This window comes from Pseudomonas sp. PA-4-8C (assembly GCF_021606625.1).
Lineage (GTDB): Bacteria > Pseudomonadota > Gammaproteobacteria > Pseudomonadales > Pseudomonadaceae > Aquipseudomonas > Aquipseudomonas lactis.
The window spans coordinates 1-11,806 of record NZ_WKCD01000171.1 but is presented as its reverse complement, the minus strand read 5'-3'; the positions used below and the strand labels follow the sequence as shown (position 1 = coordinate 11,806).

Sequence of the window (11,806 nt, the reverse complement as noted above, 5' to 3'; positions counted from 1 at the left end):
CCCTGTATTTGAAGGTGAAAAATGACCTGATTTTCGATTGAGACGCTGTTTTTTAAAAATCATTGAGAAAATCAGCTCGGAAAACGGGACTACTTCAGACCTTCGGTTCAAAGGCACCAAAGGCACCAAAGGCACCAAAGGCGAACACGGTACGACGACCGATACGGTCAGCCGCCAGACCGGCGAGAATCTGGCCGAGGATCATGGCGGTGTAGGTGCCGACCATGTAGCCGGTCATGGATTTGAGGTTCATGCCCAGTTCGCTTTCCAGATACGTCGGCATCCAGTTGTTCACACCGTAGTAGCCGAACTGCAGAAAGCCGGTAGTCAGGGCCCAGGAGATAAACATCCGGCGAGCCTGCGGATCACCGAAGATCAGCTTGTACATGCTCTCGCGTTTTTCGGAGGATGGCTTTTGGATGCCCTTGATTTTTTTTTGGCGCGCTCGGCTTGAGCGTTGATCCAGGCTTGCGGCTCCGGCACGAAACGTTGCATTACCACGGCCAGGATCACCGGGATAATGGCAATGTAGAAAAGCCAGCGCCAGCCATGGCTCGGCAAGATCCAGCCGGCCAGCAGCATCGCGACGATATAGCCCACTGACCAGCCCGCTTGCAGGGTGCCCAGTACCGTTGTGCGGTAGCGAGTGGGTTCGTATTCGGCCATCAGCGTGTTACAAGCCACGTACAGTGCGCCAATCCCCAGCGATGCCACCAATCGGGTGATCGCGAACTGCCAATAGTTATGCGTCAGGCCTAGCACAGCCGTGTCGGCGGAAAAAAGTACGATGCTCCAGACCACGGTTTTTACCCGGCCGAAAACGATCGCAAGCCCAGCCACCGTAAATGCCACCGATGGCCATGCCGGCCAAGGTGAAACTACCCAGGCTACCGGCTTCGACGTTGCTCAACCCAAATTCAGCCTTCAGACTGCTGAGGCTGTAGGAAAGCAGCATCAGATCGGCGCCGTCGATTAACAATCCAAGAAAGCAGAAGACAAATACCAACACCCAAGTGTTGGTTTTGACCAGTGTATTTGCACTGACCTTAGCAGCCGCGTCCATCACGTCACCTTATTAAATTTATGGGAACAGGGGGCTTGAACCAGCGTTTGAAGGCCTGAGGCCTCAGCTTTGAGCGTCGCGGATCATGTTTCGGGCGATCACCAACTGCTGGATCTGGGTGGTGCCTTCATAAATGCGGAACAGGCGAACGTCCCGATAGAAGCGTTCGATGGCGTATTCGCTGACATAGCCAGCGCCACCATGGATCTGTACGCAGCGGTCGGCGACCCGGCCGCACATCTCAGTGGCGAACATCTTCGAACAGGAGGCTTCGGTACCGATGTTCAGGCCCTGGTCGCGTTTTTTTGCCGCATCTAGGACCATGCAGCGTGCTGCGTAGATTTCCGTCTTACTGTCGGCGAGCATCGCCTGGATCAGTTGGAACTCGGCGATCGGCTTGCCGAATTGCTTGCGCTCAATTGCATATTGCAGCGAGTCCGCCAGCATGCGCTCGGCTGCGGCGACGCTCAGGGCGGCAATATGCAGGCGACCTTTATCCAGTACTTTCATGGCGGTTTTGAAACCCACGCCTTCAACACCACCGATCAACTGGCTGGCTGGAACGCGGACATTTTCGAAGATGACGTCACTGGTGTGAGCGCCTTTCTGTCCCATCTTGTTATCGCGTTTACCCAAGGAGATACCGGCCGTGTCGCGCTCTACGATGAATGCACTGATGCCGCCGGAACCCTTGATGTCCGGGTTGGTGCGCGCCATTACGGTGAAAATATCGGCGTGGGGGGCGTTGGTGATGAAGCGCTTGGTGCCGTTGATGATGTAGTGATCGCCATCGCGCACGGCACTGGTTTTCAGCGAGGCGGCATCGGAACCCGAGTCCGGCTCGGTCAGGCAGAAGGCGCTGAGTAGCTCACCCGAGGCAAGGCCTGGCAGGTACTTGAGTTTCTGCTCTTGGCTGCCGTCGAGCAGAATGCCGATGGAGCCGATACCGTTATTGGTGCCAATGTAGGAACGAAAGGCTGGAGAGGTGCGCCCCAGTTCGAAGGCGATATTTACCTCTTCTTCCATGGTCACACCCATGCCGCCGAACTCTTCCGGGATAGTCAGCCCGAACAACCCCATTTCTTGCAGCTGGACAACGATGTCGTCCGGGATGTTGTCGGTCTCGGCAACCTCGTTTTCCCGTGGGATCAGCGCTTCGTTGACGAACTGGCGAAGGGAGTCCAGCAAAATCTGTAGGGTTTCTGTGTCACGGATCATGTGCGCTCCTTGAGGCTCGCAAGCGAGCCGGTTTAGTAGGGCGCCGTCACTCCGTCGTTTCAGCGAGCAGCGGCGCCAATGTTGTTAACCATATTGATCAGACGAGGTCCGATATCGTCTTCAAGCTTTTCGCGCGGCAGCTGGAAGCTAGGTCCACCACAGTTGAAGGTCAGCAACCCGTACTGCGGGTGCAGCAACGGCACTGCAACGGAGCTGACGTCGCGGTGCCACTCACCGATCGACAGGCAGAACCCGTAATCGGCAAAATCCCTGAACGCTGTGTCCAGCCCCTTGCGGATGGCTGGCCATTGCTCCGATTCGCGTTGGCGAATGTGGTCGAGCAGAAACTCTCGCTCGGTTTCCGGCATCGCAGCAAGGCACGCTCGACCCACCGAACTCTGTGCCAGCGGCAAGTAGCTGCCTGTTTGTCGCCGCATGGTCATGTTGCCCTGACCCTGAACCACATCCAGGTAGACCATTTGAAGACGATCGCGGGCGGCCATGGCGACGGCGGCCTGAGCGTGGTTTGCCAATTCCTCCATCAATGGATGGGCCACCGTACGAATTGAAAGGTTCGATAGCATTGCGTAGCCGAACCCGAGTACACCGACATCCAGTTGGTATTTGCCCGAGTGCACTTCGCGCTTGAGGCATCCAAGACGCATCAGCGTATTGGTCAGGCGCGTCACGGTCGGCTTGGGCAGCCCGGTCATTCTGGCCAGGTCCTGATTGCCGAGTACGTTCTCGCGCGGTGTGAAACACCTCATCAGCTCAAGTCCACGAGCCAGTGCTGTCACGAACTGGCCACTGCTTTCTTCTTCGCTCATCCCGCTTGCTGGGTCGAGCATGCCCATTCTCAGCAAGCCAATCTCATCTGCTCCACTCATCTTGTCCGCTGCGGAAGGGTCGGTCTTGTTGCGTCGCATGTTAGGGCCTCGATTCTGAGAAATGCAAGAACATAAAATACAGTTTCGTGTGGCGAAATTATATTCGTTATTCCAATAAAATCAAAACCACATTTAAAAATAACTTAAATGATTGATATATAACGTTTTAATTATATTTATATATTGCTTATTTACAGAGCTTTGAGACCGCATCTATGATATTTCACTATTTCGGTGTTTAGTTTCGCACAGCGAAACACAAAATAAGGGGAAAGTATGAGCTCCCAGCACGCGTCAGTCGTGACTCTGGAAATCCGCGATGATGCTGTCGCAGTTGTGCGGATCTCGCGTCCCGATGCGAAGAACGCACTCAATAGCGCGGTCCGCGAGCAATTGGCCGAGCACTTTCGTGCACTTGCCGACGATGCTCGGGTGCGCGCTATCGTCCTGACCGGTGGCGAGCAGTGCTTCGTAGCGGGTGCCGACATCCGCGAGTTCGCCGACGCCAGTCCCATCGAGATGTACCGTCGACATACCGAATACCTTTGGGAGGCCATCGGTCGTTGTCCGAAACCGGTGATCGCAGCAGTGAATGGCTTTGCCCTGGGTGGCGGGTGTGAGCTGGCGATGCATTGCGACATCATCGTTGCAGGGGAGTCGGCGCGCTTCGGTCAACCGGAGGTCAAGTTGGGCCTGATGCCCGGAGCCGGTGGGACTCAGCGCCTCATCCGCGCGGTCGGCAAGTTCCAGGCGATGCGCATCGCGTTGACTGGCTGCTTGGTCCCGGCGCAACAAGCACTCGCCATGGGGATGGTCAGCGAGGTGGTGAGCGACGAGCACACGCTACCGCGCGCACTTGAGCTGGCGGCTGAAATAGCCGCCTTGCCGCCACTGGCGGTGGCGCAGATCAAGGAGGTCATGCTGGCCGGCGCCGACCTGCCACTGGACAGCGCACTGGTCCTGGAGCGCAAGGCGTTCCAGTTGCTATTCGACTCGAAAGACCAGAAAGAGGGTGCTCGCGCCTTTCTGGAAAAGCGTAAAGCCAGCTTTGCAGGGGAATGAACCATGACACGCGTAATTAGCCATATGGCCATCGTAGGTGCTGGGGTGATGGGCACCGGCATTGCCCAGATTGCCGCCCAGGCGGGTATCCGGGTAATGCTGTTCGATAATCGCGAAGGCGCGGCCCAGGCAGCCCTGGATAACTTGAAGCAGACGCTGAACACGCTAGTGAGCAAGGGCAAGATCGCCAGTGGCGACGCGCAACGTACGCTTGAGCATCTTGAGGTGGCGACGACTCTGGCGGAGTTAAAGAACGTTGACCTTGTGGTTGAAGCAATCATCGAGCGTCTCGATGCCAAGCAGGCATTGCTAGCCGAGTTGGAGGCGGTGGTCGCCGACGATTGCATTCTGGCAACCAATACCTCGTCGTTGTCCGTTACCCGTATCGCGCGCGGATGTCGGCACCCCGAACGTGTTGCGGGATTTCACTTCTTCAACCCTGTACCGCTGATGAAAGTGGTGGAGGTGATCGACGGCTTAGCCAGCGATCCGCTGGTCGGTGACTGCCTGCACGCGTTGGCGGCGCGCATGGGCCACCGAGGTATTCGGGCTAAGGATACGCCCGGTTTCATCATCAACCACGCGGGTCGCGCCTATAGCACCGAAGCCCTGCAAATTCTCAAGGAAGGCATTGCCGAGCCTGCGGAAATCGACCGCATCCTGCGCGAGGGCTTGGGTTTTCGCATGGGGCCACTGGAGTTATTCGACCTTACGGCTCTGGACGTTTCTCACCCGGTGATCGAGTCGATCTATAACCAGTTTTACCAGGAGCCGCGTTATCGCCCGTCGGCGCTGACTCGGCAGATGCTAGACGCCAGGTATGTCGGCCGTAAAGTGGGACGCGGGTTCTACCGGTACACCAACGGGCAAATGATCGATCCGCCGTCGGCGCAGCGAGTGCCGGTTGTCGAGGCTATGCCACCGGTATGGCTCGGTACCGAGAACGAGGAGGATCGTGCCACCTTGAATGCGCTGCTGGAAGCGTTGGGCGCGCAGGTCGAGCAGGGTGTCACACCGAGCAGCGAGGCGCTTTGTCTGCTCGCGACCTACGGCCTGGATGCCACCGCTGCCGCTGGCCTGTTCGCCACCGACCCGGCACGCACCGTGTGTATCGACCCGCTGCTCGACCCTTGTCGCTACCGCACGCTGATGCCGACACCGGCCACGCGAGTCGATATGCGCAATGCAGCTCATGCTTTGCTGGCCCGCGATGGCGTCGGCGTCAGCGTGATCAATGACAGCGTTGGTTTCGTCGCCCAACGCGTGCTGGCAATGATCGTCAACCTGGCTGGCGACATCGTCCAACAACGCATCGCCAGTGTCGACGACCTGGATGAGGGCGTCCGCCGTGGCCTGGGTTATCCGCAGGGTCCGCTGGCCTGGGGCGATAGTCTCGGAGCAAAACGCTTGCTGACCATTCTCGAACGTATGACCGATCTGACAGGGGATCCTCGTTATCGCCCGGGCCCCTGGCTGCGTCGCCGAGCGGCTCTGGGCCTATCGCTGCGCCATATTGAACCGACGCTCAACTGACCTCTGACATTCAGGAATTTTCCATGCTCGACGCCTATATCTTCGCAGGGCTGCGCACCCCCTTCGGCCGCCACGGTGGGGCACTTGCACCGGTACGTCCGGACGATCTCGCTGCTCACGTTATCCGCGAACTGCTCGCCCGTCATGCCATTCCCGGTGATGCCATCGAGGACGTGATTCTTGGCAACACCAACCAGGCGGGGGAGGACAGCCGTAACATCGCTCGCCATGCTGCGCTGCTTGCCGGACTGCCGGTGACGGTACCGGGGCAGACGGTCAATCGCCTTTGCGCCAGTGGCCTGGCGGCGGTGATCGACGCGGCACGTGCGGTCACCTGCGGGGAAGGTGATCTGTTCATCGCTGGCGGCGTGGAAAGCATGTCCCGCGCGCCATTTGTCATGGCCAAGGCGGAGGCAGCCTACAGCCGCGAGTTGACGGTATTTGACAGCACTATCGGCGCACGCTTCCCCAATCCGAAAATCGTCACCGAGTTTGGCAATGACAGCATGCCGCAGACCGGTGACAACGTGGCCCGCGATTATGGCATCGACCGCGCTCAAGCGGACCTTTTTGCCGCAGGGTCCCAGGCCCGATACGAAGCCGCGCGATTGTCCGGTTTCTTCGCGGACGAATTGCTTGCGGTGAGCGTACCCACCGGTCGCAAGACACCGCCCACTGTCGTAGAGCAGGACGAACACCCCCGCCCGCAATCTGATCTGGCGGCCTTGGCGCGGCTCAAACCCCTGTCCGAGGGCGGCGTGGTCACTGCTGGCAACGCATCGGGCCTCAACGACGGGGCCGCTGCGCTGCTGATTGGCTCCAGGGCTGCCGGGGAACGCCATGGTCTGGTGCCGATGGTCCGCATTCTATCTGCCGCCGCTGTGGGCGTTGAGCCTCGCATCATGGGCGTCGGCCCGGTAGAGGCGATCCACAAGGCCTTGGACCGCGCCGGGCTGAGTCTGGCGGATATGGACATTATCGAGATCAACGAAGCGTTCGCGAGCCAGGTTCTGGGCTGTCTCAAGGGGCTCGGCCTTGCTTTCGACGATCCTCGCGTGAACCCCAATGGCGGCGCCATTGCGGTCGGCCATCCATTGGGCGCGTCTGGCGCGAGGCTGGCACTCAGTACCGCCCGCGCGTTGCAAGTGAGCGGCAAGCGCTATGCAGTCGTCAGTCTGTGCATCGGTGTTGGCCAAGGGCTGGCGATGGTTATCGAGCGCGTATGAGCGCGGCAAACAAAGGTGAAATGAAATGGGTGCTTTGACTGGATACCGCGTGCTCGATCTGAGCCGTGTGCTGGCCGGTCCCTGGTGTGGCCAGACGTTGGCTGACCTAGGGGCCGAAGTGATCAAGATCGAACGGCCTGGTATGGGCGATGATACCCGTGGCTGGGGTCCGCCGTGGATGAGTGGTGAGAACGAAGAGCCCACGCAGGAAGCCTCTTATTACCAGTCCACCAACCGCGGCAAGTTGTCGGTAGCACTCAACCTGGCCACGCCCGAAGGTCAGGAAATGGTGCGTGCTTTGGCCGCCAACTGTGACGTACTGATCGAAAATTACAAGGCTGGCTCACTGGCCAAATACGGGCTGGACTATTCAAGCTTATCCAAAATCAACCCGCGTCTGGTCTACTGCTCCGTAACCGGCTTCGGCCAGACCGGCCCGCGCGCTGCTGAGCCAGGCTACGACTTCATCATCCAGGGTATCGGCGGGCTGATGAGCATCACTGGCGAACGTGATGATCTGCCGGGGGGCGGTCCGCAGAAAGTTGGAGTGGCATTCTCCGACCTGATGACAGGGCTTTACTCCACCGTCGCCATTCAGGCTGCATTGCTCAGTCGCGAAAAAACCGGCTTGGGTCAGCACGTCGACATGGCTCTGCTTGACGTGCAGGTCGCCACCCTGTGCAACCAAAGCCAGAACTACCTGGCCTCAGGGAAGCCACCGGGGCGCTATGGCAATGCTCACGCCAACATCGTTCCTTATCAGGTGTTCCGTGCCAGTGATCGTGATTTCATCATTGCCTGCGGAAATGACAGCCAGTTCATCTCCCTGTGCGACGCCATCGGTATCTCTGAGTTGCCCCGAGACCCGCGTTTTGCCCGCAACGCTGACCGGGTGACCAATCGTGAGGAGATCATCAGGATTCTGTCGCAACATTTCCTCGGCGATTGTGCTGATGAGTGGGTGCAACGAATTCACCCGCAAGGCGTGCCAGTCGGTGCGATAAACAGCATCGCCCAGGCACTTGACGAGCCTCAGGTGAAAGCACGCGACATGCTGGTAAACATTCCTCACCCACTGAATCCGGACTTTGTCACGGTCGGCAGCCCCATTAAGTTGTCGGGCACGCCGGTGGAATACCTGCGTCCCGCGCCGATGCTGGGTGAGCACACGTATGAAGTTCTCAAGCGCCAATTGGGGCTCGGTGATGTACGCCTGGCCGAATTGAAGGCTCAAGGTGTGATCGAGCAGCTTGGCGACCGCTGAACATAAGCACCCCGAGCACGATCAGGTGCTGTCGGGGCAATTTTTCTAAATGGAGACTGCCATGAAAGTCCTCGTCGCTGTCAAACGAGTGGTCGACTACAACGTCAAGGTTCGCGTCAAAGCGGACAACTCCGGCGTCGATCTCGCTAACGTCAAAATGTCGATGAACCCCTTCTGCGAAATCGCTGTGGAAGAAGCCGTCCGCCTGAAAGAAAAAGGCGTTGCGACCGAGATCGTCGTTGTTTCCATTGGTCCGACCACCGCTCAGGAGCAACTGCGTACCGCCTTGGCTCTGGGTGCTGATCGCGCCATCCTCGTCGAATCCGCCGAAGACCTGACTTCCCTGGCTGTGGCCAAACTGTTGAAAGCGGTGGTCGACAAGGCACAGCCGCAACTGGTGATCCTCGGCAAACAAGCCATCGACAGCGACAACAACCAGACCGGCCAGATGCTCGCGGCTCTGAGCGGTTACGGTCAGGGCACGTTTGCTTCGAACGTCGAAATCAGCGGCGACAGCGTTGCCGTGACCCGTGAAGTCGACGGCGGCGCGCAGACGGTTTCCCTGAAACTGCCCGCCATCGTCACCACTGACCTGCGTTTGAACGAGCCGCGCTACGCGTCCCTGCCAAACATCATGAAAGCCAAGAAGAAGCCTCTCGAAGTGCTGACTCCGGACGCTTTGGGCGTTTCCACCGCCTCCACCAACAAGACCGTCAAAGTCGAAGCGCCGGCTGCACGCAGCGCAGGCATCAAGGTCAAGTCGGTGGCTGAACTGGTCGAGAAACTGAAAAACGAAGCGAAGGTGATCTAAATGACTATCTTGGTTATTGCTGAACACGACAACAAAGTAGTGGCCCCGGCCACGCTGAACATTGTGGCTGCTGCCGTCAAAATCGGCGGCGACATCCACGTACTGGTTGCAGGTCAGGGCGCTGGCGCCGCGGCTGAAGCCGCTGCGAAAATCGCTGGCGTAGCTAAAGTGCTGGTGGCCGACAACGCCGCCTACGCTCACCAACTGCCGGAAAACGTGGCTCCTTTGGTCGCCGAGCTGGGCGCTGGCTACAGTCACATCCTGGCTGCCGCTACCTCCAACGGTAAAAACATCCTGCCGCGCGTTGCCGCTCAGCTGGACGTTGACCAGATCTCCGAGATCATCTCGGTCGAAAGCGCTGACACCTTCAAGCGCCCGATCTACGCCGGTAACGCCATTGCTACCGTTCAGTCGAACGCTGCGGTCAAAGTGATCACCGTGCGTGCCACCGGTTTCGACCCAGTGGCTGCTGAAGGGGGTTCGGCATCGGTTGAAGCCATTGCGGCTGCTCACGACGCTGGCACTTCCAGCTTCGTTGGCGAAGAACTGGCCAAATCCGATCGTCCGGAACTGACCGCTGCCAAAATCGTCGTTTCCGGCGGTCGCGGCATGCAGAACGGCGACAACTTCAAACACTTGTACGCCCTGGCCGACAAGCTGGGCGCGGCTGTTGGCGCTTCCCGCGCTGCGGTCGACGCAGGTTTTGTTCCCAACGACATGCAGGTCGGTCAGACCGGCAAGATCGTTGCTCCACAGCTGTACATCGCGGTCGGTATCTCCGGCGCGATCCAGCACTTGGCCGGCATGAAAGACTCCAAAGTGATCGTTGCGATCAACAAGGACGAAGAAGCGCCGATCTTCCAAGTGGCTGATTACGGCCTGGTGGCCGATTTGTTCGAAGCGGTTCCAGAGCTGGTTTTGACCATCTGATACAGGTCAACCCTGGCCATTAAGTGCGACTTGGGGGCTGGTTTAGTAGCCCCCAGGTCGCATGCGCTATTTGTGCATACTCAAGCAGCATGCGTGTGTCAGGGCTAAAGCATTTGAAACATAGAATTGACATACAGAAAAAGACAATTTCTTGAGCCTTACAAACGTCTGAAAAACCAAAAATACAAGAAAGTCTCTGATGGAGTGGAAAAATAATGCGAGAGAGCATTGGCTCCAGCTCACTTGGAGGCATAAGGAGCAGACATTAATATGAAAGAATTGATCTCACCAGAACAAATACTACAGTGGATTCCGGGTGATCTCACCTTGGACAGTGCTCCCTTATCTTGGGAAGGCATTGCGCTTAAGGGGTATCGCTACTCCGATTTGGACGTTGCGATACCAGAGATGCGTGATTTCATGATCGTCATCTATAAACGCGGCGTAGCCGAGATGAGTCGGCGTAGCAGCGGGCGATGGCATTCCGAAACAGTCGAGCCCGGCGCCATGTCGATTCTCACCCGTGGCGAGCAATCGAAATGGCGCTGGAACAAACCGATCGATGTTTCCCATCTGTACCTAACTCAAGCCGCCGTCGCGCGTGTCGCAGGTGAGGTGTTCGAGCGCGACATCAAGGATATCGAAATGTACGATTTGGTCAGCACCAAAGATCCGGTTCTACCAACCTTGGTGGCGATGCTTGAACACGAATTGAAAGAGGACGGGCTTGGCGGGAAACTCTACGTGGAGTCGCTGAAAAACCAATTGTGTATTCATATATTGCGTCGCTACGCGAACATCATTTTTCGTGAGCATCGCTCCTATGGGAGGCTCTCGTCGGCACAGTGCAGGCTCCTTGTACAATATGTGAAAGAGAACATCGAGCAGAACATTTCACTTGAGGATCTGGCCGGGCTGACACACCTCACCGTATTCACTCTCATCCGAAAATTTCGAAACGAGTTCAACTGTTCGCCGCATGCCTATGTGATGCGGCAACGGATTGAGCATGCAAAGCGGCTACTTGCGCGCCAGGGTATGCCGTTGAAGGTTATCGCTGCCAGTAGCGGATTCTCTGACCAGAGCCACATGACGCGCCTCTTTCGAAGCTTTTTCAACATCACGCCCACTGAATATCGTCGTTCAACTGCAATGCATGGATGTAAAAAATAACCCCCAGCGATGGGGCATTTGAGGAAGTTCTACAGCCAGCCTCGGCAAGACTGGCTCGGCGGCAAATGGGCGTACACCGGGCTATTGCACACGCTTAGGATCGCTTGCCGTTCGACCTCGTTGAACGCACTGCGCGGCCTGGGCCGTACCGTCGTCGTTCGGGGTCAGCCTGAACAGCCTCGGTTTCAGTCCAGCGCTGCAAGGTTCTGAGCGAGAGGCCGACTTCCTGGCAGGCCTTGATTTACTGGGCTCCGGCCATCCGGGCCTCACTCAACCAGGTCACCAGTAACTGCCGTTCCGGCAAGGTGGTCAGTTGTCCTCGTTGTCGATCCCCCAGTAATCGTTGAGCTTTTTTCGTAGCACCAACAACGCGGCGGTTTCAGCCAGCGCCTTGTCTTTACGGCGCAGTTCACGCTCAAGTTCCTAGATGTGTTTATTGTCCTTGCGGTCCCCCTCACCTCGGCATCTGAGTGCCAGACTGAAGAGGCTAACCACAGTCAACGATGAGAGGGAGGGCGGACTCAAGTTCCAAGTGCAACAGTCAGTTGACCGTATTCAAGTTATTGGTCGCCAGGAGCTGCAGGTGCTCGGTCAGCACCTCTATGGGGAATTTCCAGCCCAGGGTTTGGCGCGGCCGCG

General features: G+C 57.8%; 10 protein-coding genes and 2 pseudogenes. 7 read left to right on the top strand and 5 right to left on the bottom strand.

What is annotated here, in order from left to right; genetic code table 11:
* Positions 1 to 94: 94 nt before the first annotated feature.
* The 4 genes and pseudogenes from GIW04_RS20930 to GIW04_RS20915 all read right to left on the bottom strand — a co-directional run bounded on the left by GIW04_RS20930 (position 95) and on the right by GIW04_RS20915 (position 3,207).
* Positions 95 to 801: pseudogene (locus tag GIW04_RS20930) on the bottom strand (MFS transporter).
* Positions 743 to 1,063 (bottom strand): hypothetical protein, encoded by a 321-nt coding sequence (locus GIW04_RS20925; protein WP_236301381.1) that lies wholly within the window; start codon positions 1,061 to 1,063, stop codon positions 743 to 745. Before GIW04_RS20925 ends, GIW04_RS20930 begins: the two are co-directional and overlap by 59 nt.
* A 63-nt stretch (positions 1,064 to 1,126) precedes the next feature.
* Positions 1,127 to 2,281: an acyl-CoA dehydrogenase family protein gene (locus tag GIW04_RS20920; protein WP_057006092.1), complete on the bottom strand. Its 1,155-nt coding sequence runs from the start codon at positions 2,279 to 2,281 to the stop codon at positions 1,127 to 1,129.
* A 59-nt stretch (positions 2,282 to 2,340) separates the two neighbouring features.
* Positions 2,341 to 3,207, bottom strand: coding sequence for an IclR family transcriptional regulator (locus GIW04_RS20915; protein WP_057006093.1), 867 nt, complete (start codon positions 3,205 to 3,207; stop codon positions 2,341 to 2,343).
* Positions 3,208 to 3,444: 237 nt separating this feature from the next.
* Here GIW04_RS20915 and GIW04_RS20910 point away from each other — a divergent pair, with 237 nt between their 5' ends.
* From GIW04_RS20910 to GIW04_RS20880, 7 genes are all read left to right on the top strand, one after another.
* Positions 3,445 to 4,230: an enoyl-CoA hydratase gene (locus GIW04_RS20910; protein WP_057006094.1), complete on the top strand. Its 786-nt coding sequence runs from the start codon at positions 3,445 to 3,447 to the stop codon at positions 4,228 to 4,230.
* A 3-nt stretch (positions 4,231 to 4,233) separates the two neighbouring features.
* Positions 4,234 to 5,763: a 3-hydroxyacyl-CoA dehydrogenase gene (locus GIW04_RS20905; RefSeq protein WP_057006095.1), complete on the top strand. Its 1,530-nt coding sequence runs from the start codon at positions 4,234 to 4,236 to the stop codon at positions 5,761 to 5,763.
* 23 nt (positions 5,764 to 5,786) lie between these two features.
* The gene (locus GIW04_RS20900) at positions 5,787 to 6,989 is read left to right on the top strand and encodes a 3-oxoadipyl-CoA thiolase (protein ID WP_057006096.1); all 1,203 of its coding nucleotides are present in this window, start codon (positions 5,787 to 5,789) and stop codon (positions 6,987 to 6,989) included.
* Positions 6,990 to 7,014: 25 nt separating this feature from the next.
* On the top strand, positions 7,015 to 8,253 hold the full coding sequence (locus GIW04_RS20895) for a CaiB/BaiF CoA transferase family protein (RefSeq protein ID WP_057006097.1): 1,239 nt from the start codon (positions 7,015 to 7,017) through the stop codon (positions 8,251 to 8,253).
* A 61-nt stretch (positions 8,254 to 8,314) separates the two neighbouring features.
* Positions 8,315 to 9,064, top strand: a complete 750-nt coding sequence (locus GIW04_RS20890; RefSeq protein ID WP_057006098.1) for an electron transfer flavoprotein subunit beta/FixA family protein — start codon at positions 8,315 to 8,317, stop codon at positions 9,062 to 9,064.
* Positions 9,065 to 9,994, top strand: coding sequence for an electron transfer flavoprotein subunit alpha/FixB family protein (locus tag GIW04_RS20885; protein ID WP_057006099.1), 930 nt, complete (start codon positions 9,065 to 9,067; stop codon positions 9,992 to 9,994).
* A gap of 270 nt (positions 9,995 to 10,264) precedes the next feature.
* On the top strand, positions 10,265 to 11,167 hold the full coding sequence (locus GIW04_RS20880) for a helix-turn-helix domain-containing protein (RefSeq protein WP_057006100.1): 903 nt from the start codon (positions 10,265 to 10,267) through the stop codon (positions 11,165 to 11,167).
* Positions 11,168 to 11,217: 50 nt separating this feature from the next.
* On the opposite strand, the pseudogene GIW04_RS20875 reads toward GIW04_RS20880, so the two are convergent.
* A pseudogene (locus GIW04_RS20875) lies at positions 11,218 to 11,590 on the bottom strand (IS3 family transposase); the annotation flags it as partial.
* Positions 11,591 to 11,806 lie beyond the last annotated feature (216 nt).

Bases quoted from the DNA above. Each gene is read 5' to 3' on its own strand.
- GIW04_RS20925 (WP_236301381.1), bottom strand. From the start codon at position 1,063: ATGGACGCGGCTGCTAAGGTCAGTGCAAATACACTGGTCAAAACCAAC.
- GIW04_RS20920 (WP_057006092.1), bottom strand. From the start codon at position 2,281: ATGATCCGTGACACAGAAACCCTACAGATTTTGCTGGACTCCCTTCGC.
- GIW04_RS20915 (WP_057006093.1), bottom strand. From the start codon at position 3,207: ATGCGACGCAACAAGACCGACCCTTCCGCAGCGGACAAGATGAGTGGA.
- GIW04_RS20910 (WP_057006094.1), top strand. From the start codon at position 3,445: ATGAGCTCCCAGCACGCGTCAGTCGTGACTCTGGAAATCCGCGATGAT.
- GIW04_RS20905 (WP_057006095.1), top strand. From the start codon at position 4,234: ATGACACGCGTAATTAGCCATATGGCCATCGTAGGTGCTGGGGTGATG.
- GIW04_RS20900 (WP_057006096.1), top strand. From the start codon at position 5,787: ATGCTCGACGCCTATATCTTCGCAGGGCTGCGCACCCCCTTCGGCCGC.
- GIW04_RS20895 (WP_057006097.1), top strand. From the start codon at position 7,015: ATGGGTGCTTTGACTGGATACCGCGTGCTCGATCTGAGCCGTGTGCTG.
- GIW04_RS20890 (WP_057006098.1), top strand. From the start codon at position 8,315: ATGAAAGTCCTCGTCGCTGTCAAACGAGTGGTCGACTACAACGTCAAG.
- GIW04_RS20885 (WP_057006099.1), top strand. From the start codon at position 9,065: ATGACTATCTTGGTTATTGCTGAACACGACAACAAAGTAGTGGCCCCG.
- GIW04_RS20880 (WP_057006100.1), top strand. From the start codon at position 10,265: ATGAAAGAATTGATCTCACCAGAACAAATACTACAGTGGATTCCGGGT.